Annotated in this window: 22 protein-coding genes; 12 read left to right on the top strand and 10 right to left on the bottom strand. The window is 68.9% G+C overall.

What is annotated here, in order from left to right:
• A partial coding sequence (locus HCA44_RS17440) for a carotenoid oxygenase family protein (RefSeq protein WP_169650591.1) occupies positions 1–1,447 on the bottom strand: 1,447 nt, incomplete at its 3' end.
• A gap of 86 nt (positions 1,448–1,533) precedes the next feature.
• Between HCA44_RS17440 and HCA44_RS17435 the strand changes: the two genes are divergently transcribed.
• Complete coding sequence (locus HCA44_RS17435; protein WP_169650590.1) at positions 1,534–2,085, top strand: TetR/AcrR family transcriptional regulator; 552 nt, start codon at positions 1,534–1,536, stop codon at positions 2,083–2,085.
• Between the two features lie 4 nt (positions 2,086–2,089).
• Here the strand turns inward: HCA44_RS17435 and HCA44_RS17430 are convergent, their stop codons facing one another.
• The 4 genes from HCA44_RS17430 to HCA44_RS17415 all read right to left on the bottom strand — a co-directional run bounded on the left by HCA44_RS17430 (position 2,090) and on the right by HCA44_RS17415 (position 5,372).
• Positions 2,090–2,845 (bottom strand): hypothetical protein, encoded by a 756-nt coding sequence (locus HCA44_RS17430; RefSeq protein WP_169650589.1) that lies wholly within the window; start codon positions 2,843–2,845, stop codon positions 2,090–2,092.
• 63 nt (positions 2,846–2,908) lie between these two features.
• A complete protein-coding gene (locus tag HCA44_RS17425) occupies positions 2,909–3,496 on the bottom strand; it encodes a hypothetical protein (protein ID WP_169650588.1) in 588 nt (195 codons plus the stop codon).
• A 7-nt stretch (positions 3,497–3,503) separates the two neighbouring features.
• Positions 3,504–4,841: a glycogen debranching protein gene (locus tag HCA44_RS17420; RefSeq protein WP_169650587.1), complete on the bottom strand. Its 1,338-nt coding sequence runs from the start codon at positions 4,839–4,841 to the stop codon at positions 3,504–3,506.
• Positions 4,842–4,892: 51 nt separating this feature from the next.
• Positions 4,893–5,372: a GNAT family N-acetyltransferase gene (locus HCA44_RS17415; RefSeq protein WP_169650586.1), complete on the bottom strand. Its 480-nt coding sequence runs from the start codon at positions 5,370–5,372 to the stop codon at positions 4,893–4,895.
• 110 nt (positions 5,373–5,482) lie between these two features.
• On the opposite strand from HCA44_RS17415, the gene HCA44_RS17410 reads away from it, so the two are divergent.
• The 5 genes from HCA44_RS17410 to HCA44_RS17390 all read left to right on the top strand — a co-directional run bounded on the left by HCA44_RS17410 (position 5,483) and on the right by HCA44_RS17390 (position 10,057).
• The gene (locus HCA44_RS17410) at positions 5,483–5,707 is read left to right on the top strand and encodes a heavy metal-associated domain-containing protein (protein ID WP_169650585.1); all 225 of its coding nucleotides are present in this window, start codon (positions 5,483–5,485) and stop codon (positions 5,705–5,707) included.
• Positions 5,708–5,713: 6 nt separating this feature from the next.
• The gene (locus HCA44_RS17405) at positions 5,714–5,881 is read left to right on the top strand and encodes a hypothetical protein (RefSeq protein ID WP_169650584.1); all 168 of its coding nucleotides are present in this window, start codon (positions 5,714–5,716) and stop codon (positions 5,879–5,881) included.
• A 29-nt stretch (positions 5,882–5,910) separates the two neighbouring features.
• Complete coding sequence (locus tag HCA44_RS17400) at positions 5,911–8,202, top strand: heavy metal translocating P-type ATPase (protein ID WP_346764775.1); 2,292 nt, start codon at positions 5,911–5,913, stop codon at positions 8,200–8,202.
• Complete coding sequence (locus HCA44_RS17395; RefSeq protein ID WP_169650583.1) at positions 8,199–8,507, top strand: metal-sensitive transcriptional regulator; 309 nt, start codon at positions 8,199–8,201, stop codon at positions 8,505–8,507. The genes HCA44_RS17400 and HCA44_RS17395 overlap by 4 nt, the downstream gene beginning before the upstream one ends.
• A gap of 188 nt (positions 8,508–8,695) precedes the next feature.
• Positions 8,696–10,057 (top strand): HNH endonuclease signature motif containing protein, encoded by a 1,362-nt coding sequence (locus HCA44_RS17390; protein ID WP_169650582.1) that lies wholly within the window; start codon positions 8,696–8,698, stop codon positions 10,055–10,057.
• A gap of 43 nt (positions 10,058–10,100) precedes the next feature.
• On the opposite strand, the gene HCA44_RS17385 is transcribed toward HCA44_RS17390, so the two are convergent.
• The 3 genes from HCA44_RS17385 to HCA44_RS17375 all read right to left on the bottom strand — a co-directional run bounded on the left by HCA44_RS17385 (position 10,101) and on the right by HCA44_RS17375 (position 13,016).
• Positions 10,101–11,120, bottom strand: coding sequence for a hemolysin family protein (locus HCA44_RS17385; protein ID WP_169650581.1), 1,020 nt, complete (start codon positions 11,118–11,120; stop codon positions 10,101–10,103).
• Positions 11,113–12,474, bottom strand: coding sequence for a hemolysin family protein (locus HCA44_RS17380; protein WP_169650580.1), 1,362 nt, complete (start codon positions 12,472–12,474; stop codon positions 11,113–11,115). Before HCA44_RS17380 ends, HCA44_RS17385 begins: the two co-directional genes overlap by 8 nt.
• Before the next feature lie 176 nt (positions 12,475–12,650).
• On the bottom strand, positions 12,651–13,016 hold the full coding sequence (locus tag HCA44_RS17375) for a metalloregulator ArsR/SmtB family transcription factor (protein ID WP_169650579.1): 366 nt from the start codon (positions 13,014–13,016) through the stop codon (positions 12,651–12,653).
• 104 nt (positions 13,017–13,120) lie between these two features.
• Between HCA44_RS17375 and HCA44_RS17370 the strand changes: the two genes are divergently transcribed.
• Both HCA44_RS17370 and HCA44_RS17365 read left to right on the top strand, forming a co-directional pair.
• On the top strand, positions 13,121–13,810 hold the full coding sequence (locus HCA44_RS17370) for a DUF305 domain-containing protein (RefSeq protein ID WP_169650578.1): 690 nt from the start codon (positions 13,121–13,123) through the stop codon (positions 13,808–13,810).
• A 21-nt stretch (positions 13,811–13,831) separates the two neighbouring features.
• A complete protein-coding gene (locus tag HCA44_RS17365) occupies positions 13,832–15,898 on the top strand; it encodes a heavy metal translocating P-type ATPase (protein ID WP_169650577.1) in 2,067 nt (688 codons plus the stop codon).
• 11 nt (positions 15,899–15,909) lie between these two features.
• On the opposite strand, the gene HCA44_RS17360 is transcribed toward HCA44_RS17365, so the two are convergent.
• Positions 15,910–16,542: a YdcF family protein gene (locus HCA44_RS17360; RefSeq protein WP_169650576.1), complete on the bottom strand. Its 633-nt coding sequence runs from the start codon at positions 16,540–16,542 to the stop codon at positions 15,910–15,912.
• A gap of 311 nt (positions 16,543–16,853) precedes the next feature.
• Positions 16,854–17,852: a PHP domain-containing protein gene (locus HCA44_RS17355; protein ID WP_346764774.1), complete on the bottom strand. Its 999-nt coding sequence runs from the start codon at positions 17,850–17,852 to the stop codon at positions 16,854–16,856.
• A 58-nt stretch (positions 17,853–17,910) separates the two neighbouring features.
• Between HCA44_RS17355 and HCA44_RS17350 the strand changes: the two genes are divergently transcribed.
• The 4 genes from HCA44_RS17350 to HCA44_RS17335 all read left to right on the top strand — a co-directional run bounded on the left by HCA44_RS17350 (position 17,911) and on the right by HCA44_RS17335 (position 21,466).
• Entirely contained in the window at positions 17,911–18,369 is a 459-nt protein-coding gene (locus HCA44_RS17350; protein ID WP_169650574.1) for a TIGR03668 family PPOX class F420-dependent oxidoreductase, read from the top strand.
• Positions 18,370–18,646: 277 nt separating this feature from the next.
• Complete coding sequence (locus tag HCA44_RS17345; protein ID WP_169650573.1) at positions 18,647–19,264, top strand: SipW-dependent-type signal peptide-containing protein; 618 nt, start codon at positions 18,647–18,649, stop codon at positions 19,262–19,264.
• Between the two features lie 105 nt (positions 19,265–19,369).
• Positions 19,370–19,954: a signal peptidase I gene (locus tag HCA44_RS17340; protein WP_169650572.1), complete on the top strand. Its 585-nt coding sequence runs from the start codon at positions 19,370–19,372 to the stop codon at positions 19,952–19,954.
• 27 nt (positions 19,955–19,981) lie between these two features.
• Entirely contained in the window at positions 19,982–21,466 is a 1,485-nt protein-coding gene (locus HCA44_RS17335; protein ID WP_169650571.1) for a hypothetical protein, read from the top strand.
• Positions 21,467–21,478 lie beyond the last annotated feature (12 nt).

Genomic DNA, 21,478 nt, shown 5'->3' with positions numbered 1-21,478 from the left:
GCGCTAACCCGGCCCTGAAGGACCGGGCTTGCGCGCTACCTTGTCCGGTCATCGGAACATGGTGCGGCAGTTGTGCAGCCGCGACGGGTCCGTCGTCGGGCCGGTCCGCGCGGAGCACGATCAACCGGCTGGCGTGTCGTCGGGGCTGGTGTTCGAGGCTCAGCAGCCAGCCTCGACCCTCGCCGGCCGTATCGGGGTCGGGCGCGAACAGCGGTTCGCAGATCGTGTTGCCGTCGTCCGCGACATAGCGACGCGCGGCGCCGGTGTCGTGATCGATCGTGGCGATCGAGTCGGGATCGCCGCCCGTGGTGGACGCCTCCGCGAGGTAGGTGTGCCGGTGCCGCGACGCGGCGACACGCGGATCGAGTTGCGGGAATTCACAGCCGTTCTCGCTCAGCACCGAGGAGGTGACGCGCCGCGCCCTTCGGTCGACGACCAGCCGGGTGAGGGTGCCGCCGAAGGCCGGGCCCGCGTTGCCTCGGTAGTCGTGCAGGTGGCGGTTCCACCCGGCCCAGCCCGCGTCGCCGTCGTGCGCGACGAGCTCGACGACCGTGCGATCGCCGTCCTCGTGCGCGTTCGTGACATGGAAGTACAGCAACGCGTCGTGCTCGAAGACGGTGGGCTCGCCGCCGTCCCGGGGGACCAGCACGATCCTGGTTCCGCGGTCCGGCTCGTAGGACAGCGCGTGGTCGAACGGGCGCAGCCCCAATGCGACGGGAATCGGGTGCCGCACCACCAGCGGACCCAGGACGAACACCATGTGCCGCTCGGTGAGCGCGAAGTCGTGCACGAATCCCAGCGACGGGATCGGGACCGACGCGATGCCGTGGAGTGTGCCCGCGCGGTCGAGCCGGTAGCAGCGAATGGTGGGCCGCGGGAAGAAGTCCAGTCCGAAGTTGAAGACTTCGCCGGTGCGCGGGTCGCGTTTCGGGTGCGCCGAGAACGCACCGAGCCGTTTCAGCGCGCCGCCGAACGACTCCGGGCCGTACGTGTGCAGGCTGTCCGCGTCGAGCCGGTGCGGACGGCCCCCTTCCCACAGCGCGTACAGGGCGTCGTCGTGGACGAGGACGTTCGTGTTGGCGAGATTGTCGGGAAACCGGAGGGCGTTGGCGAGCGGGCCGCCCACACGTTGGGTACCGAAGCCCTTGGGCGGCCGCCCGCGTGCGGTGGTCTCGGCGAAGCTGCGCGTCCGCACGTACCGATTGCGGTAGTGGAGGCGACCGGGCGCGAGGTCGAGGCGCGACACCATGCCGTCGCCGTCGAAGATGTGGTGGACGGGATGCCCGCCGACGTCGAGCCGGCCCGGCCCGATGCGGTACAGCACGCCGTGCAGGCCCGGCGGGAACACTCCCTCGACGTCGCGGATCTCGTAGTCGAACTCGCGATGCTGCGAATCCCACGGCGACTCGCCGCCGGTGCGACTGGCCGATGCGGACGATACATCCATGCGCTCGACCGTCGCACATGTGAGACATATTTGGCAATAGAGTCTCACGGAGATGGGCTGGATCGCTCGACGGATACCCTGTGACGATGGTCGACAGCGACGACGTGATCAACGCGGCTCGCGCGGTGGTGCGCCGGGTCGGCATCGGCGCCCTCACGCTCGCGGACGTCGCGCGCGAGGCCGGGATCAGCCGGGCCACCATCTACCGTCGATACGCGTCGAAGGACCGGCTGGTCGCATTCGTCGTGACCTGGGAACTCGATTCGCTCGAACGACTCGTCCTCGGCCGCTTGCGTTTCGCCGACGAACCCCGGCAGACGGTGTACATGCTGGTGCGCGAGGTGCTCGACCACAATGCCGGCAACGACGCACTGCAGGCCGCGCTCCGCATCGACGGATCCGCGTTGACGCCATGGCTCATCCGCTCGGCGGGCCACGAGACGCTGGTCGACGTGGTCACCGATCGAGCCCTGTCGCACGTGGTCGGTTCGGCACTCGCCGAACATCTGAAGCCCAACCCGCAGGCCGCCGTCGAGTTCATGGTGAGTGCGATCTACGCCGAATTGCTTTCGCCCGCAAGGCACATGACGCACGCCGAGCTCGCCTCGTACATCACCGACGCCGTGTGCCCGGCGTGAGAGTTCACGGGCCCGACCAGTACTCGATCACCGGCTCGTTCGACAGCTCCTCGGAACCGCGCGTGATGACGAGCGCACTGGAGTTCAGCCGATAGGTGACGCCTTCGTTCGTCACCTGGAATCCGTCGGAAGTGCGTGTCGGGTCGTCGATTTCGATTCCCGCACCGTCGCTCGACCGCGCGCCGCGATAGTACAACCGGCCCGCGCCCGTCTGGCAGATCGCGACCATCGACGCGCTCGTGCGCGCCGCCGCGACCGCGGGGTCGGAGGCATTGCATCGTGCCGCCGTGACCCCCACGAAACCTTGCGCGTCGATGCCCGCCGGCATCGAGCCGCTGTTTCCACCGGTGCCGCTGTTGCCGCTGTTGCCGCTCGGCGTGTCCGACGTCTTCTCGAGCCGTACGTCGCGCACGCGCACGGCCGTGTCCGACGGCATGACCGACAGATAGCCGCTGCCGTCGACGAGGTCGTTCGCGATGATGCACTCGAATTCGCCGGTGAGGCACGACAACCGCTCCCAGTACCCCATACCCGACGTGGGTGTCACGGCGTACTCGCCGGGGGTGATGTCGGTGCCCACCTTCAACACGCCGTTCGTCGGGAGCGACGGCGAGGCAGGGCCGGAGGGGGCCCGACTCCCGGACTGTCCCCGAGCACCCGATTCTCCCTGGCCCGCGGTCGCCGTGACCTGGGCGCCCGCAGGCGCGAGCCCGCCGACGACCCACGGCCACGTCTTCTTCGGAGGAGGCTGCACAGCCACGTGTTCGAGGGTAGTCGGGCGCCTGCGCCGCCGGAGGCGAACTCGCGCAGCCGAGCACTGCGGTCAGGCGGGTGCTCGCGCGACGGCAGACCCTGCGCACAGCCCCGCCGCGGCGAGGAGAGCCGGCAGTGTGAGCACCGAGACCGTGCCGACGACGAGGCACACGGCCACGCCTGCGACGCAGGACGTGAGAGCGAGCAGACGGCCGAGACGTCTCGTCACACACAGCACGACGCCCGCAGGCGTCAGCAGCACGGCACCGAGCCAGGCCGCCGCGCCTGCGCTGCCGGCCACCGCAGCCACCAGGCAACCGGCACCGGCGAGTGCGAGCGGCACACCTGCCGCCGCACCGAGCACGGCGGACACCGTGCGACGGTCCTCCGCCGACGCGGGGCGCAGCTGTCTCGCGAGCAGAAACGGAAACGCAACGACCGCAACCAGCGCGATCGTCGCGGCTGCCGGTACCGCATAGGCGACGCCGTCGGGGCACACCCGGCCCGAGCCCGCCGGGTCGCACGCGACACGAGTCTCCTGCAAGACGAGAACGACCGCGTACGCGGCGAACACACCGAGCCCGACACCGACGCACACGCTCTGCGCCAGCGCCCTGCCCACCGCGGCGCGCGGGGCGAAGCGAGTGTTCTCGCGCATCGGCGAGTCAGCCCAGCCAGTCGAGCACGGCGGCGGCCGTCCAGGACTGTTGCATCGAGCCGAGCGGCGCGCCCGTGAACGGCTCGTAGTACTCGGCGAAGCTGCCGTCGGCGGCCTGCCGCAGACCCTCCGACTTGAGCAGATAGGCGCGCTCGGCCCAGCCGCGTCGCGCGAAGGCCCACGAGAACAGCCAGGTCATCACCGGCCACACGGGCCCACGCCAGTACTCGCGGGGCCGGAACTCACGCGACACCGGCGACGTCGACGGCGGTACCGCGTAACGCAAGTCGGGGTGACCGCAGAACTTCGGGCCCTCGAACGTGCGGAGCAGCACTCGCTCGACATCGCGGTCGAGTCCGCCGCACAGGAGCGGCGCGAACATCGCGAGAGTTTCGGTGGCGACCCAGCGGCCGCTGCGGATGTCGAAGTCCTTCGCCGCGCCCGAACGCGCGTCGGTGGTCGCGACGACGCCCTGCTGGAAACGATCCGCCCACGAGTTCAGATCTCGAACGTCGGCGCGCGGCATCGAGTGCTCTTCGCCGATCGCCGCGAGCACCTGGCACGCCATCGAGAACACGGCGCTGACGAAGACGTCCTCGACCGCGAAGCTCATCACCTTCGCGAGTTCGGTGTCGTCGTATCGCACGGCTTTCATCTCCTCGAGCAGCCACAGGTAGCGGTCGTACTCGACATCTGTGGGCCGCTGGCGCGCGTCGGTGACGACGTCGAGGTCGGCGCGCAGATACTCGGGCATCGAACCCGCGACGACACCCGCATAGGGCGCGTCCCAGCGCGGTGAGTTGTCCATGCCGGACTCCCACCCGTGGTAGAGCGCGATGCGCCCGTTGCCGTCGATGTCCCGTGCCGTCGCGAGCCAACGGTGCCAGCGCACGAGGTCCGGCCACCGTCGGTCGAGGAACTCTTCGGCCACGGCGCGCGTGCTGCGCCCGTGCCGTCGCGCGTGGTCGAGGATGCGCTGCACCGCAATGGCGTGCACCGGCGGCTGGGTGATGCCGGACGTGTGGGTGTGCGACGGCGCGTGCGCCGCGAGCGACTGCGTGAGCCAGCGTGAAGGGCCCGGGAAATAGCCGTCGACGCCGTTCGCGAACACGATGTGCGGAATCATGCCGTTCTTCCACTGCGCCGACAGCAGGGTGTCGAGCTCGACGACCGCACGTTCGACGCTGAGCGGCGCGAGCCCGACCGCGACGAACGCGGCATCCCAGCTCCACATGTGCGGATACAGGCGCGGGGCAGCGCTGGTCATGGTGCCGAGGTCGTTACCGCGGAGCAGGTACGCAGCGCGGGCCGCGAGCTGAGTGCTGGTGAATCCGCGATCGGTCATAGGGCTCATTGTCCGGGAGTAGGCGACCGGGCGCGCGTCGACCGGGCGCAGTCACTCCACCTGTTTCACGAGGTGGACCATGCGATAGCCCGCCGACGTCGCGGTGCGGTGGGTTTCGCGGTACCCGAAGCGGATATACAGCCGCAGGTTTGCGTCACTTCGTTCGCCGGTGAACAGCAACAGTCGTGTGACACCGGGCGGAAGGCGGTCCTCCACCAATTGCAGCAATCGGGATCCTCGGCCACCACCCTGCAGGTCCGGAGCCACGATCAGCCTCCCCACCTCGACCGTCTCCGGCTCGCTCGGCGAGAAAACCATCCGCACCGCCGCAGTCAATCGTGCGCGACTGTCGCGCAGGCCGAACGCACGGACACTCGGATCGCCGAGTTCGTCCGAGAGCTCGTCGACGGTTTGCCTCAGCGGCGGCAGTCGGAGGTCGTCGTGTGCCTGCGCCTCGGTCACGTATGCCGCGCGTTGCAGCGTGAGAAGCTCGCCCGCGTCAGCAACGGACAGCTCGACGACGTTTTCCACGTCCCCGACTATTCCAGGCCCGAGGAGGTCCCCGCTCACAAACCCTTGCCTGGCATACCATAGGGGGGTACCGTATGAATCGCATCAGACGCTACCCGAGGAGTAACACCATGACCGCAGCCGAATCTTCCAACACCGTCGAGGTCACCGTCACCGGCATGACGTGCGAGCACTGCGTCGCGTCCGTACGCGAGGAGATAGGCGAGATCCCCGGCGTCGAGGCTGTCGACGTCGACCTCACGAGTGGACGCGTCACGATCGGGGCCTCGGCACCGATCGAGCACAGCGCGATCGCCACCGCGGTCGACGAAGCCGGCTACGCACTCGCCGAGTAGCCCGTCATGAAACCCGCGCTGGCGCTCGCCGGATTCGCGGCACTCCTGGTCGTCGTGTTCGCGGCAGCGTACGGCGCCGGTGCCGCGATCGGCCCCGAACCCGACGCACCGGCTCCCCACGCACCGACGGAGACGGTGGTACCCACCGACCCGGGCGTCCCACACGGGCACTGACCAGCCCGCTGAACAGCCGAGGAGAAGCGGTGACCGACTTCGCGCCCGCACCCACCCACATCGAACTCGAGATCGGCGGCATGACCTGTGCGTCGTGCGCCAACCGCGTCGAACGCAAGCTCAACAAGCTCGACGGCGTCACCGCGAGCGTCAACTACGCCACCGAGAAGGCGCGCGTGGAGGTAGCGGGCGACGTCACGGCCGAACAGCTCGTCGACACCGTCGAGCAGGCGGGATACACCGCGCAGCTGCCGGCCCCGCCCGCCACGCAGGACGACGCCGGGCCGGTCGCCGACGCCGATCCCACGGCGACGTTGCGCCGGCGACTGCTGGTGTCGCTCGTGCTGAGTGTGCCGGTGATCGCGATGGCGATGATCCCGGCGCTGCAGTTCACGAACTGGCAGTGGCTTTCGCTCACGCTCGCGGCGCCCGTTGTCGTATGGGGCGCGTGGCCGTTCCACCTCGCGGCGTGGACGAACCTGAAGCACGGCACCGCGACGATGGACACCCTCGTGTCGATGGGGACGCTCGCGGCCTTCGCGTGGTCGGTGTACGCCCTGTTCTGGGGCAGCGCGGGCACGCCCGGCATGACGCACCCGTTCGAACTGACCATCGCGCGCATGGACGGCACCGCCAACATCTATCTCGAAGCCGCCGCAGGTGTCACCACCTTCATCCTCGCGGGCCGATACTTCGAAGCACGCTCGAAGCGTCGAGCGGGCGCCGCCCTGCGCGCGCTGCTCGAGATGGGCGCCAAGGACGTCGCGGTACGGCGCGACGGACGCGAAATCCGTATCCCTGTCGAGCAACTCGCGGTGCGCGACGAGTTCGTCGTGCGCCCGGGTGAGAAGATCGCGGCCGACGGCGTCGTCGTGGAAGGCGCGTCCGCGGTGGACGAGTCGATGCTCACGGGCGAGTCCGTCCCCGTCGAGGTGTCACCCGGAACACAGGTCACCGGTGCGACCGTCAACGTCGGCGGACGCATCGTGGTGCGCACCGAACGCACCGGGGCCGACACGCAACTCGCACAGATGGCGCGGCTCGTCGAGGACGCCCAGACCGGCAAGGCGAAGGCGCAGCGTCTCGCCGACCGCATCTCCGGCATCTTCGTGCCGGTCGTCATCGCGCTTGCCGTCGCGACTCTCGGATTCTGGCTCGGCACAGGGGGTTCCGTCGCCGCCGCCTTCACGGCAGCCGTCGCGGTGCTCATCATCGCGTGCCCGTGCGCGCTCGGCCTCGCCACACCGATGGCACTCATGGTCGGCACCGGGCGCGGCGCACAACTCGGCATCCTGATCAAGGGCCCCGAAGTGCTCGAGTCGACGCGACGCATCGACACCGTGGTGCTCGACAAGACCGGCACCGTCACCACCGGCGTCATGGCGCTGCTCGACATCGCCACTGCGCCCGGCGAATCCGAGAACGACCTGCTACGCATCGCGGGCGCCGTCGAGCACGGCTCCGAACACCCGATCGCGCGGGCGATCGCGGCGGCCGCAGCCGATCGCTCCACGTTGCCGGGCGTCACCGACTTCGCGAACATCGAAGGTCTCGGTGTCGAAGGCACAGTCGACGGCCACACGGTGCTCGTCGGCCGACCGCGACTGCTCACCGATCGCGGCGCACCCCTGCCGGACGCACTCGACCAGGTGCGCCTCGACGCGGAAGCGCAGGGCCGCACCGCGATCGCCGTCGCGTGGGACGGCATTGCGCGAGGCGTCCTCGTCGTCGCCGACGCGGTCAAACCGACGTCGGCCGAGGCGATCAGGCAGCTGCGCGAACTCGGCCTCACGCCGGTGATCCTCACCGGCGACAACGAAGCCGCGGCACGGGCAGTCGCCGCGCAGGTAGGCGTCGACGACGTGATCGCGGAAGTCCTGCCACAGGAGAAGGTCGAGGCCGTCGCCCGGTTGCAGCGGGGCGGCAAGGTCGTCGCCATGGTCGGCGACGGCGTCAACGACGCAGCCGCGCTCGCGACTGCCGACCTCGGGCTCGCAATGGGCACCGGCACCGACGTCGCGATCGAAGCGAGCGACCTGACACTCGTGCGCGGCGACCTGCGAGCCGCGGTCGACGCGATCCGCCTGTCGCGGCGCACACTCCGCACGATCAAGGGCAACCTGTTCTGGGCGTTCGCGTACAACGTCGCGGCACTCCCGCTCGCGGCCGCCGGCCTGCTCAACCCGATGCTTGCGGGTGCCGCGATGGCGTTCTCGTCGGCATTCGTGGTAGGCAACAGCCTGCGTCTGCGCCGGTTCCGCTCGACAGCCGTCGACACGACACACCCGAATCCCGTTACCGACAAGGTGGTTTCACGATGACCGACGCACTCGACAAGCCCCATCACCACGGCTACATCAGCTCGAAGGAGGACTATCTCAAGCGATTGCGCCGCATCGAGGGCCAGGCTCGCGGACTTCAACGCATGGTCGAGGACGAGAAGTACTGCATCGACATTCTCACGCAGGTCGCCGCGATGACCAAGGCGCTGCAAGCCGTCGCCACCGGCCTCCTCGAAGACCACATCGGACACTGCGTCGTCGACGCGGCCGCGGCGGGCGGCCCCGAGGCCGAGGTGAAGCTCAAGGAAGTCAGCGACGCCATCGCGCGACTCGTACGTTCGTAAGGCCGGAGTCCGCCTCGGCCGTGCGGTCACAATGTGACGGTGTGTGCGTTGGATGCACACGATGTGACATCGTGACCGCGCGGTGGGGGTTGTGCTGTGCGGCAGTGCGGTTGGTGTGGATGGTGGTTTCCGAAGATTGTTACGCGGAACCGTTGACTTCGAAACTGTGTTCGAACTAAGGTTCGTTCATGGGGCTGGGGGATTCGATAGAGACGACGCGCGGTGAGCCGTGGCAGTTGAGCGACGGCGAGTTGCTCACGCGGGTCATCGAAGTTTCGCGCACGATCGCCGAATTGCAGGCGAGGCGTGTCGCGATGATGGGGGAGGTCGAGGTCCGCCGCGTGGCGGTCGAGGCCGGGTATCGCGATGGTGCGGCATGGTTGGCGGCGCACACCCTGTTGGAGATCGGGGAAGCACGCGCAATCGTGGGTCTCGCGGGGTCATTGCTGCGGGAGCCGGAGATCGCGGATGCGGTCGCCGCCGGTGAGGTGTCGGCGCGTCATGCGGCGATCATGTGTTCGTTCTTCGAGAATCTGCCCGGTGGGTTCCCGAATGCGGTGGACGAGCCGGAGGCATTCGCGGAGGCGCGTCGGGAATGCCGGGAGGCGTTCTTCCTCGCCTCCGGCATCCGCGGCACAGTGGGTGGGATGCGGCGGGTGAAGGACACCCTGGACGCGACATTCGACACCGGCGAAGTCCGGCACAGTGAACGCACCGATCTGAACCGGTTCGACCTCTCACGGACCTTGAACGGCCGGTATGCGTTGCGGGGTGACCTGGATGCCGAGTCGGGTGAGATGCTGCAGGCGGCGTTGTCGAAGCTGTCGGCACCGCGCCCCGCCGACGACGGGACCCGTGATCCACGCCCACCGTCGCAGCGCCGCGCCGACGCCCTGACCGAGGTGGTACGCCGGTTCCTCGGCGCCGGGCTCACCGGCGACGAGGCCGGCGAACGACCACACCTCACAGTGGTGATCCGAGAACAAGATCTCCGTGAACAGGGTGTGGACCTCACGAGTGAGGGCGATGCCGGCGGGTACGGCGACCGGGGTGGTGGCGCGGGCAGTGGCGGCGACGCGACCCGAGCGGCCGGAGGCAGAGACAACGGCATACGTGTGCCCTGGACACCGTGGGGCGGAACCTTGTCGATCGCGGCTGCCCGAAAGACCGCGTGTGATTCCGACGTGACACCGGTCGTGGTCGACGACGTGGGGGTGCCGCTCGCGATGGGCCGCACCACACGCCTCGTCACCCAGTCACAGCGTCGTGCACTGCGGGTGCGCGATCGTGGCTGTGCCTTCCCCGGTTGCGGGGCACCGACCGGATGGACCGAAGCCCATCACGTCGTCCCGTGGATCGACGGCGGACCCACCGACCTCGACAACCTCGTCCTGCTCTGCACCCACCATCACCGGTTCGTGCACCACAGCGGCTGGACCGTCGACATCCACGACGACGACAAGATGCCGTGGTTCACGCCACCACCGACACCACTCGGGCCGAGCGAACCACTCCCGGCACACCGCAATTCGATACCGCTACTCGCATGACGTGGGCCGGCACGGGGCGCTCGGTGTCGAGTGAACGCCACCGTCATATCGCGGTGGCCACGGGGAGTAGCCGCGCGAGCACGTCGGCGAGCGTCACGACACCGACGACGCTCCTCCCCTCGACACCGTCCGTGACGACCGCGAGATGACCACGCGTCTCCCGCATCGTGCCGAGCGCTTCGTACACGGGCGCCGCGGCGTCGACCGTGAGTACCGGCCGCATCAACTCGCGTGCGGTCGCCGACGCGTCGGCCTTGAGCGCATCCCGCACGTGCACGACGCCCACGATGCGCTCGCCGTCGCGCACGACGAGCCGCAGGTGCCCGCTGCGATCTGCTTCGCGGCGGATGGCGTCGATACTCGCGGTGACGTCGACTCCGCTCGGCCGTGCACCGGGCCGCATCACCTCGCGCACCGTGAGCTTCTCGAGTTCGAGTGCGCTGGTGAGGTAGTCGCTGTACCTTTCGTCGAGCGTTCCGACAGTGGCCGAGTGTTCGACGAGGTGGCGCAGCGTGTCGGAGTCCTGACCCGAGCCGACCTGGTCGACGGGTTCGACACCTACCTTCCGCAGGCACCAATTGGCGAGGCGGTTGAGCCGTGTGAGCACCGGCCGCGTGACCCACATGAACGCGCGCATCGGGAGCGCGAGGAGCGTCGCCGACTTCTCGGGGTGCGCGATGGCCCACGACTTGGGCGCCATCTCGCCTACGACGAGGTGCAGGAAGGTGACGATGACGAGCGCGAGCACGAACCCGAGCACGTCCGCGACCCACAGCGGCGTGCCCCATTCGTGGAAGAGCGGTGTGAGCCAATGGTGCACAGCGGGTTTCGTGGTCGCGCCGAGCGCAAGAGTGCACACCGTGATGCCGAGCTGAGAGCCCGCCAGCAGCACCGACAGTTCGGAACTGCTGCGCAGCGCGGCGCGTGCCGAGCGGCTGCGCGGCGCGGCGTCCTCGAGGCGATGTCGGCGCGCGGCGATGAGCGCGAACTCGACCGCGACGAAGAAGGCGCTCGCCGCGATCAATCCGATCGTGACGGCGACGACTACCCAGGGATTACTCATCGCCGGTCTCCTCGGCTCGTGTCAGCGTGACTCGTAGCAACGCGGGCACATGGTTGCCGATCTCGAGCACCTCGGCGGTGAGATACCGGCGCGGCGGCGCGCTGTCGGCCACGAGGTCGGCGGGGTCGGCCGCGAGGTCGATGTCGACGGCGTCGCCCACCGCGGGCAGTCCACCGAACCTGTCGAGCACGAGACCTGCGAGGGTTTCGGCGTCGGTGTCGGGCAGGGCGTGACCGACGAGGCGATCCAGCTCGTCGAGGTGCAGATCGCCGGGCATCGGCCAGCCGCTGTCGGCACTGCCTTCGACCGAGTCGCCCCGCGGGTCGTGCTCGTCCTCGATCTCCCCGACGAGCTCTTCCGCGACGTCCTCGATCGTGACGACGCCTGCGAAACCGCCGTATTCGTCGACCACGAGCGCCATTTCGTCGTCGGCCTCGGTGAGCTGGGTGAGCACACGGCCGAGCGGAAGCGACTCGGGTACCAGCACCGCGGGCCGCGCGACGTCGCGGGCCGGAGCGTCCGGGTCGACCGCGCCGAGCAGGTCGTGCAGGTGCACGACGCCGACGAGGTCGTCGACCGTGTCGCCCACGACGGGATAGCGCGTATGTCCGGTGCTCATGCGCGCGAGCACGTCGCGCACCGTGTCGTCGGCGTCGACGGTGTCGACCCGTGAGCGTGCGATCATCGCGTGTTCTGCTGTGCGGGTGGGGAAGTCGAGAATTCGGTCGAGCAGCGTCGACAGCTCACGCGGCAGCTCGCCCGCGTCGCGCGACTCGGCGACGATGTGTTCGAGATCCCGCGGCGTGGCCGAGTGCTCGACGTCGTGCACCGGTTCGATGCGCAGCGCGCGCAGCAACAGGTTCGACGACTGGTCGAAGAGAGTGATCAGCCACCCGAACAACCGCAGGTAGATCGTGGTGGACAGCGCGAGCCTGCGCGCGACCGGATCGGGCCGGGCGATCGCGAGGTTCTTCGGGAACAACTCGCCGAAGATCATCTGCACGAAGGTCGAGAACAGCACCGCGACGACGGCGCCGACACCGACACCGAGCGCGATCGGGACACCGAAGCCGCCGAGGAGGTCGCCGAAGGCGCGCCCGATGAGCGGCTCGGCGACGTAGCCGACGAGCAGGCCGGTGACGGTGATGCCGAGTTGCGCGCCCGAGAGCATGAACGACGTGCGGCGGGTGACCGTGAGCGCACGCGCGGCGGATGCGTCGCCCGCCTCGGCCTGCGCGTGCAGACGCGACCGGTCGACGGACATGTAGGCGAACTCCTGCGCCACGAAGTAGCCCGTGAGCGCGGTGATCACCACGACGACGAGGATGCCGAGGCCGATGGTGAGGAGCGTCATCGCGGCCTCACCGCCGTCCCCGGCTCGGGTTTCGGAACAGGGTCGGGTGATCTGCGCTCGGCGCTGGTCATCGCTCTCTCTGTGGTGTCGGTAGGGGGCATGGTCGCCACCTGCTCACAGAATAGGACGAATCGACCGTCGCTCGAGTTCCCGGCCCGTGCGTTGCCGACTCGGACTCAGTCGTCGGCAGCGACGTCGGAGATCTCGACGAGCCGGCGCAGGCAGTGCATCCGCAGCGGCTCGGGAAAACCGTCCGCGAGCCGGTAGTACACGGTGCGCCCCTGCTTGCGGCGAGCGACCATGCCCGCGGTGCGCAGGATGCGCAGCGCGTAGCCGACGGCATCCTCCCCGAGCTCGAGGGTGAGAGCGATGTCACCGACACACAGCTCGTCGGCCGCGTCGAGCGCGTACAGCACGCGGGTGCGCGTCGGGTCGGCGAGCAGGCTGAGGATGCTGCTGAGCCGCGCGGCCTCGTCGCGGCTGATCAGCCGCTCGCGGGCCTGCGCGACGCGTTCGGGATCGGTGGCGGTGGTGTCGGTCATCGTTCTCGATTCTAGCGATACCCGTACATCCGTGCGGGTATGTTGGTTTTTGTCGGCCAATGACAGCCGATCCGCAGGCAATGCAGCCCCCGAAAGGAATATCCATGAAGTCTCCGGCAACAGGGAAGCCCCTCGCAGCAGGAGCGGCCGCCGCAGCAATCGTCCTCGCCCTCGCAGGCTGCGGCTCGAACGACACCGACACGGACACGACCGCCGCCTCGCAGACCGCCACGTCGGACACCGCCGCCACCGGTCACGGCGAGCACGGCGACAGTGCACACAACGACGCAGATGTCGCGTTCGTGCAGGGCATGATCCCGCACCACGAGCAGGCCGTCGAGATGAGCGACATGATTCTCGCCAAGCCCGACATCGACCCGCGTGTCGTCGAGCTCGCGCAGCAGATCAAGGACGCGCAGGGGCCGGAGATCGAGACCATGAACGGATGGCTCACGACCTGGGGTGTCTCGGCGGAGACCGAGCAGGGCGACACGAACCACGACGACATGGGTCACGGCGACATGAGTCAGGGCGACACGGATTCCGGTGCCATGGACGGTCACAGCGGGATGATGAGCGAGGACGACATGAACGCGCTCGCCGACGCGCAGGGAGTCGACGCGGCCAAGTTGTACCTGACTCAGATGATCGCGCACCACCAGGGCGCCGTCGAGATGGCGCAGACGGAGATCGACACCGGCGAGAACCCCGACGCCGTCGCCCTCGCGCACCAGATCGTCGAGACACAGCAGGCCGAGATCACCACGATGGAGAACATCGCCACCAGCCTGTAGCGAGTTCCGGAGGGACGCGGCATGAGCGAACACGAAGAACACCAGATGCACGGCGGACACGCGGGACACGGCTCGCACGCGGACGTCTTCCGTCGCAAATTCTCGGTCTCGCTCGTGCTCGCGATCCCGGTGGTCGCGTTCAGCCACATGTTCGCCGATCTACTCGGCTACCACGTGCCCGACTTTCCCGGCGCCACATGGATCGCGCCGGTGATCGGTACGGTGCTGTTCGCGTACGGCGGCACACCGTTCCTCACCGGCGCGTGGAGCGAGATCCGTTCGCGCACGCCCGGAATGATGTTGCTCATCGCGATGGCGATCACGGTCGCCTTCGTCGCGTCGTGGGCGACGAGCCTGCACATCGGCGACTTCGACCTCGACTTCTGGTGGGAGCTCGCGCTGCTCATCGTCATCATGCTGCTCGGCCACTGGCTCGAGATGCGTGCGCTGGGGTCGGCGAGCAGCGCACTCGACGCCCTCGCCGCGTTGCTCCCCGACGTCGCCGAGGTGCTCGGGAAGGACGACGACGTGCGCGAGGTGCCGGTCGACGAGCTCGCGGCAGGCGATGTCGTCCTGGTGCGCGCGGGCGGCCGTGTCCCCGCCGACGGCACGATCGTCGACGGCCGCGCCGAGATGGACGAGGCCATGATCACGGGCGAGTCGCGCACGGTCGCGAAGACTGCGGGCGACGACGTCGTCGCGGGCACCGTCGCCACCGACAGCTCGGTCACGGTCCGCGTCACCGCGGTGGGCGACGACACAACGCTCGCGGGCATCCAACGGCTCGTGGCCGACGCGCAGGCGTCGTCGTCGCGTGCGCAGGCCCTCGCCGACCGCGCGGCGGCCGCACTGTTCTACTTCGCCACGGGCGTCGGTGTCGTCACCTTCGCGGTGTGGGCGCTGCTGGGCAATGTCGACGACGCCGTCACCCGCACCGTCACCGTCCTGGTGATCGCGTGCCCGCACGCACTGGGGCTCGCGATTCCCCTGGTCATCGCGATTTCGACCGAGCGGGCCGCGAAGTCCGGTGTGCTCGTGAAGAACCGGCTCGCACTCGAGCGCATGCGCACCGTCGACGTCGTGCTGTTCGACAAGACGGGCACGCTCACCGAGGGCACACCCGCGGTCACCGACGTCGCGGCCGCGTCCGGGGTAGAGGCGGACGAGTTGCTCGCGATCGCCGCCGCGGTCGAGCGCCCGAGCGAGCACCCGCTGGCGCACGCGATCGTCGCGAAGGCCGACCCGGCCCGGATCCCGCGGGCCACCGATTTCCGCGCGCTCCCCGGGCGCGGCGTCCGCGCAGTCGTCGACGGCAGCGAGGTGTCGGTGGGCGGCCCCGCGATGCTCGACGCGCAGGGCGTGCGACCGCCCGCCGACGTCGACGAGGCGACTCGCGCGTGGCAGGGGCGTGGCGCCTCGATCCTGCACGTCGTCCGCGGCGACACCGTGCTCGGCGCGTTCGCGCTCGAGGACACGGTGCGACCCGAGTCGCGCGCCGCGGTCGACGCCCTGCACGCCCGCGGCATCTCGGTCGCGATGATCACCGGCGACGCACAGCAGGTGGCCGATGCCGTCGCCCGCGAACTCGACATCGACGAGGTGTTCGCACAGGTGCTACCCGAGAACAAGGACGCGAAGGTCGCCGAACTGCAGACGCGGGGGCGCCGGGTGGCGATGGTGGGCGACGGCGTCAACGACGCGCCCGCCCTCGCGCGGGCGGACGTGGGGATCGCGATCGGGGCGGGCACCGATGTGGCCATCGAGTCGGCGGGCGTCGTCCTGGTCAGCGACGATCCGCGCGCGGTGCTGTCGATCGTCGAACTGTCGCACGCCAGTTACCGCAAGATGTGGCAGAACCTCGTGTGGGCGGCCGGCTACAACGTGGTCGCGGTGCCACTCGCGGCTGGCGTCCTCGCGCCCGTCGGCTTCGTCCTGCCGCCCGCTGCGGGTGCGATCCTGATGTCGCTGTCGACGATCGTCGTGGCGGCGAACGCACAGTTGCTACGCGGCGTCGACCTCGATCCCGCACACCTCGCGCCACCTCCCCACGCACCGGCACGGCGCGAGCCCGCCCCGGTGCGCAGCTGAGCCACGCCGGATCACAGGTAGGGTGCCACGACCCCTGCGACCGGAATCCGGCCGCCGAATGCACTACGGAAGTCGATCATCGCGCGCTGCAGGTGGTCGGGACTCGTCACGACGACCGCGCCCGTCGCACCGCGCGACGCGAGAATCGCGTTGCTGTTCTTGGCGTTCTCGATCGTGCTGCGCGACGTGTTCTCTTCGGTGATCCGGATGTCCGGGATGCCGTTGGCGACGAGCCACGAGTGCATCGCGCCTGCCTCGGTGATGCCGTTCTTCGGCACGCCGCCGCTCACGATGATCGGGGTGAACGGATAACGCTGCGCCAACAGTTTCGCCGCCTGCAGGCGGTTGTGGAGCACGGGACGCATCGAGCCGTCGTCGAACAAGCCCGCACCGAGGACGACGATGTGCGTGCCGATCGGATTCAAGTCGAGCATGACCGGGAACTCGGTGGTGAGCTTCTCGGCCTGCGTGCACTCGATGATTGCGTCGCGCGAAATGCCCTGGCACGCCGGTGTTACCGACAGGATTCCGTTCACGATCGTGGTGGGCGAAGGATCGGCGTTCGCGGTGGGCGCGCACAGTGCGAGGCCCAGAGCGGAGACAGTCGCACCGGCTGCGACATATCGGCGCAGGTGATTCGTCATTGCACCCCTCTCGGGTCGGTACCGAACCGCGTGTACGCACGCGAGACCGCGTCGTGACCTGGTGAATATGCTGTGGTGGAACAGCTTTCGACGCATTCGGTGCGGCGGCCGTGTCCCCGGCTCCCTGTCACGTATCGCTTCGGCAATGCCGTGTGCGCGTCGTTGCGCGGATCGAGACTAACCGCGTCGCACCCCGGCGTCCTCGGTTTGCGCGAGATTCTGTGATATCGCACTGCAGTGGACATCTCACGCTGTAATCGGAGCGTGACCCTGTCGTCCGGTCGCAAGGTCACAGCATGCGCAACGGAGCTTCAGTGCGCCCAGGCCAGGAGCCGATCGAGCGGCCACGTGTCGACGACGCTCTCGGCGTCGACACCGCACGCCTCGGCCCGCTCGCATCCGTAGCCCTGCCACGCGAGCTGCCCCGGCGCGTGTGCGTCGGTGTCGATCGAGAAGAGGCAGCCGAGATCACGCGCGAGCTCGATCAGCCGGCGCGGTGGATCGCGCCTTTCGGGTCTGCTGTTGATCTCGACGGCAGTGCCCGCGTCGCGGCACGCGGCGAACACCCGCTCGGCGTCGAAGGCCGATTCCGGCCGGGTGCCGCGACCACCGGGGACGAGGCGCCCGGTGGGATGACCGAAGACGTCGACCAGTGGATTCTCGACGGCGGCGAGCATGCGGCGAGTCATCGCACCGCGTTCGGTGCGCAGTTTCGAGTGCACGCTCGCGACGACGATGTCGAGTTCGGCGAGAAGTCCCGGCTCCTGGTCGAGCGACCCGTCCTCGAGGATGTCGACTTCGATCCCGGTCAGGATCCGCATCGGTGCGATCCGCTCCCGCAGCTCGGCCACGACGTCGAGTTGTTGCCGCAAACGCTCGGCGGTGAGCCCGCGCGCGACCGTCAGGCGTGGCGAGTGGTCGGTGAGAGCGCAGTACTCGTGCCCGAGCGCGGCCGCGACGGTCATCATCTCTTCGATCGAGCTGCCGCCGTCGGACCAGTCGGAATGAGTGTGCAGGTCGCCGCGCAAGGCCTGGCGCAGGGCACCGCCGCCGATCGGTTCGGCGTCGCGGCGCAGATCGGCGAGGTACTGCGGCAGACCGTTGAACGATTCGGCGATGACGGCTGCCGTCTTCGGCCCGATGCCCGCGAGGTCCGTCCACGTGCCGGTGCGGGCGCGGCGCTCCCGCTCGTCGTCCGGAAGTGCCGCGACGACCGCGGCCGCTCGGCGGTACGCCTGCACGCGGTGGGTGTCGGCGCGGGCTCGTTCGAGCCAGAACGCCGTCTCACGCAATGCGTCCACGGGGTCCACGTGTCCATCGTGCCTCGCAGTGCCCGCACCGGTCCCCGGTATCCGCCACACTCGAGTCATGAGCATCACCGACGCGGACCGCGCCGCGTTCGCTGCCGCACGAGTCGCTCGCCTCTCGACCGTGACCCCCGCCGGTGATCCGCATATCGTCCCGATCGTGTTCGCGATGGGCGCCGGATCCCGAGCCGCCGCATCGGCCGCCCACCCGGCCGAGACCGTGTACTGGTGCGTCGACGGCAAGCCCAAGAGCACGCGGGCGCTCGCGCGGCTGCGCAACATCGAGCAGCACCCGCGGGTGAGCATGCTCGTGGACCACTACGACGACGACTGGTCTGCACTGTGGTGGGTGCGCGCCGACGGCGTGGCCGAGATCCTGTCGCCCGGCGGCGAAGCGGAACGGGCGCTCGATCTGCTCGCGACGAAGTACTCGCAGTACCGCGACGACCGCCCCGCCGGTCCGGTGATCGCGGTGCGCGTCGACCGGTGGCGTACGTGGTCCGCGCAACCACACCCCTGACAGGGGCTCTCGAGGAGACGCGTCGACCGTGACGTTGGTCACCACTCGCGGTGACCACTGCACAGACCTCCGCACGGATCACCCGAAAAGACACCAAAGGTGTTGTGTCAAAGTACTTTTCACACAGGTAACAGATGCACATCGCTTGATTGCAGAGTTCGGCCCACCGAATCCTCGGCTTCAGGCACTCGATGTCGAAATTGCCTGAGGGAGAGCGTAGTTGTGGAAAGTGAGTAGCGAACCGCCTACTCGTCACCCCTCGACAACGGGACGAACAATGACAACCAACGATCCGGTCCGCGACCGCAAGCGTCGCAAGAGGCGCGCACTACTGGCGTCCGGATTGGTACTCGGTGTGGGAGCCGTCATCACCCTCGCGGCATGGAACGACTCCGTGTGGGGCAACTCGCAATTCGGCACCGGCGACACGACGTGGAACATGCAGGGCACCTTCGATCAAGGCGCCACCTGGGACGAGTTCGCATCGAAGGACGATGGCGGCACCTTTCTGTTCACGGAGACTGCACTAGACCTCGATCCGGGAGACAGCACCACCGCTGTGGTCGGCGTGATGGAGACCGAGGGTGACCTGGGAGCGACCGTGACTCTGATGGATCCGGTGCTCGAGCCGGCCGACAGTGCACTGGCCCCGTATCTCGAGGTGACGGTGCTCGATCGCGGCACCGGCGAGGGCCCGTCGGACTACAACTACGGAACCGTCTACGAGGGAACCCTGGCCGGGGCGACGGAGCGCAACAGCACCACCGTCGACCCGCACGGCAAGCGGTGGTACCAGTTCGAGGTTCGGCTCAGCCAGACGGCACCGCAGTCCGTGATGGGCCAGGATATCTCCGCAGCCTGGGAGTTCCGGGCCGTCAGCATCGACGAACCGTAGTCCCCACCCAACTCGGCCGGCCTGTCGGGGGGCCGGCCGATCCACCCCTAACTCTCCCTCTGCGCGGCAGTGTCTCTACCGCCTTCCTCAGGAGCCTGAACTCCCATGAGCCCCCCCACCGACCGCGTCCCGGACGAGGCCGCACCGGCTGTCCGGCCGCGGCGCACCGTCTGGTCGATGCTCGAAGGGCTCGTGTTGAACATCCTCGCGCTCGCCGGGCTCGCGTGCATCGCCCTGGTGATCTGCGCATTCGTGTTCAACTACTCGCTGATCATGTTCAAGACCGGGTCGATGGACCCGGCCATTCCGCAGGGATCACTGGCCCTTGTCCACAAGGTCCCGGCATCGGAGGTCGCCGTCGGCGACATCGTCACCATCGACCGGCCGGGCGAGCGACCCGTCTCGCACCGCGTCACCGAAATCCTTCCGCAGACCGGCGGCGAGTACCTGATCGCGATGAAGGGCGACGCGAATCCGTATCCCGACCCCGGCATGTACCGGGTCTCCGAGGTACGCGAAGTCGTCTGGCACGCACCCGGTCTGGCAAAGCAGGTGGTGTGGCTGTCGAACCCCTACGTGCTCGGCTCCATCACCGTCGCGGCCTCGCTTCTCGTCCTCTGGGCGTTCTGGCCCCGGCGCGACGACTATCCGGCGACACCGGCCCCCACCACACCCACTTCCTCCGAATAGGAACCGACTCCCCGCTGGGAGCACCCCATGACACGCAAGAAGACCACCGCCGTGATCGCGGCCGCAGCCGCGATCCTGGTGGCACTGCTGACCACCGGCGCAACCGGCGTCCTCGCCTCGTGGCAGTCGTCGACCTGGGGCGAATCCCGGTTCGGCACCAACGCCGACTACCAACCCACCGGGTACGCACGGTCCGTCGCCGCCAAAGGAGGTATCGGCAGGCTCATCACCGATAACGAGGTCGAGGGAACCTACATCGAACACGGGGACCAGGATCCCGGCTCGTCCGCAACCGGGTGGCAAAGCTTCAGCACCCGCGGCCTGCTGGGCCTGTTCAACCTCGACGTCGACGGCAACTCGGCCGCCACCTTCGACCCCTCGGGCAGCACGTCCAGCACGGGCGCGACCGTGCCGGTCGCGGACTCGCTGTCGCAGATGCGAAACCTTGCCGTCCGGACGACCTTGATATCCCAGCCCAACCTGAAAACCACAGGGACCTTCTCCACGTCGGCCGTCTGCCCGATCGACGGCTCCGCGCCGAGCGCCGGCCCGCTCGTCCCCGGCACCTTGCAGATACTGAACCAGAACGTCCCCATCCCGGGCCCCAACTCGACCTATCCCTTCGAGATCTCCAATTCGACGAGAACGTTCCGCGGATATCTCACTCACACAGAGACCACGACCGCACAGTCCGCCGCCTCCGAATTGCACCTTTATGTCGAGCAGTACCTCGGTATCAGCCACGAATGGACCCTCGACATGGACCTCGTACGCGCCGATTGCGGGATCGGTGTCGCGCCCCCCGCGTTGACGCGTGCAACCGGCCCGAGCGCGCCCACAACGACCGAGGACGACAGTGAGACCGCTGTCGACGGTGGGACCGAGGCCGAGTCCGAGGCAGGCGGCGAGAGCGATGCCGCGCCGGGCCCCGAGGCGGGCAGCGATGCGGCCGAGGCAGGCCCGACATCGCCCGTGACGGTGGCTGTCGGCGAGCGCTTCGATGTCGTCGCGAAGGACGGCACCCGCCTCGGTACGGCGACCGTGGAGCAGGTCGACCGCACGGCGCCCGACGAGGCCGCGGTGCAGTTGACCGTCACGACCTCCGCGGAGAACGGCGACCGACGGCTCGCGCAACTGACTGCCGACGATTTCCGGCAGCTCGTGGGTACCGAACTCCGGCCCGCGGCAGGCCGTTCGGCAGACGGGGCGCCGTTCCCGGACCGACTCGAGCCCGGCACCGAGTACACCGGGTGGGTGTCCTTCACGATCGACGACGCCGCGTCGCGCATGATGTGGATCCCGGTCGGCACCGCGGGCTGGATCTTCGGCCTACCGGACGCACCCGAGCCGCCGCCGACGGTCGCACCGACGCCGGAAGTCCCGCCTGCCCCGTCGCCCGCGCCTGCACCCGACACGACGGTTCCGCCGGTGCCAGAATCGACAGAACCTGACGAGCCCGCATCACCGACGCCCGAGGGGACAGCGGATCCCACGCCGTCCGAGGGGACGTGACCCGTCGACCAG

It is taken from the genome of Rhodococcus sp. HNM0569, from assembly GCF_012726205.1.
Lineage (GTDB): Bacteria > Actinomycetota > Actinomycetes > Mycobacteriales > Mycobacteriaceae > Rhodococcus_F.
The sequence above is the reverse complement of the archived record's forward strand: the minus strand, read 5'-3'. Positions and strand labels throughout refer to the sequence as shown.

What these genes read in the sequence shown, in the direction of transcription:
- HCA44_RS17435 (WP_169650590.1), top strand. Translation starts at nt 1,534, where the DNA reads ATGGTCGACAGCGACGACGTGATCAACGCGGCTCGCGCGGTGGTGCGC.
- HCA44_RS17425 (WP_169650588.1), bottom strand. Translation starts at nt 3,496, where the DNA reads ATGCGCGAGAACACTCGCTTCGCCCCGCGCGCCGCGGTGGGCAGGGCG.
- HCA44_RS17420 (WP_169650587.1), bottom strand. Translation starts at nt 4,841, where the DNA reads ATGACCGATCGCGGATTCACCAGCACTCAGCTCGCGGCCCGCGCTGCG.
- HCA44_RS17410 (WP_169650585.1), top strand. Translation starts at nt 5,483, where the DNA reads ATGACCGCAGCCGAATCTTCCAACACCGTCGAGGTCACCGTCACCGGC.
- HCA44_RS17405 (WP_169650584.1), top strand. Translation starts at nt 5,714, where the DNA reads ATGAAACCCGCGCTGGCGCTCGCCGGATTCGCGGCACTCCTGGTCGTC.
- HCA44_RS17395 (WP_169650583.1), top strand. Translation starts at nt 8,199, where the DNA reads ATGACCGACGCACTCGACAAGCCCCATCACCACGGCTACATCAGCTCG.
- HCA44_RS17390 (WP_169650582.1), top strand. Translation starts at nt 8,696, where the DNA reads ATGGGGCTGGGGGATTCGATAGAGACGACGCGCGGTGAGCCGTGGCAG.
- HCA44_RS17385 (WP_169650581.1), bottom strand. Translation starts at nt 11,120, where the DNA reads ATGAGTAATCCCTGGGTAGTCGTCGCCGTCACGATCGGATTGATCGCG.
- HCA44_RS17380 (WP_169650580.1), bottom strand. Translation starts at nt 12,474, where the DNA reads ATGACGCTCCTCACCATCGGCCTCGGCATCCTCGTCGTCGTGGTGATC.
- HCA44_RS17375 (WP_169650579.1), bottom strand. Translation starts at nt 13,016, where the DNA reads ATGACCGACACCACCGCCACCGATCCCGAACGCGTCGCGCAGGCCCGC.
- HCA44_RS17370 (WP_169650578.1), top strand. Translation starts at nt 13,121, where the DNA reads ATGAAGTCTCCGGCAACAGGGAAGCCCCTCGCAGCAGGAGCGGCCGCC.
- HCA44_RS17365 (WP_169650577.1), top strand. Translation starts at nt 13,832, where the DNA reads ATGAGCGAACACGAAGAACACCAGATGCACGGCGGACACGCGGGACAC.
- HCA44_RS17360 (WP_169650576.1), bottom strand. Translation starts at nt 16,542, where the DNA reads ATGACGAATCACCTGCGCCGATATGTCGCAGCCGGTGCGACTGTCTCC.
- HCA44_RS17350 (WP_169650574.1), top strand. Translation starts at nt 17,911, where the DNA reads ATGAGCATCACCGACGCGGACCGCGCCGCGTTCGCTGCCGCACGAGTC.
- HCA44_RS17345 (WP_169650573.1), top strand. Translation starts at nt 18,647, where the DNA reads ATGACAACCAACGATCCGGTCCGCGACCGCAAGCGTCGCAAGAGGCGC.
- HCA44_RS17340 (WP_169650572.1), top strand. Translation starts at nt 19,370, where the DNA reads ATGAGCCCCCCCACCGACCGCGTCCCGGACGAGGCCGCACCGGCTGTC.
- HCA44_RS17335 (WP_169650571.1), top strand. Translation starts at nt 19,982, where the DNA reads ATGACACGCAAGAAGACCACCGCCGTGATCGCGGCCGCAGCCGCGATC.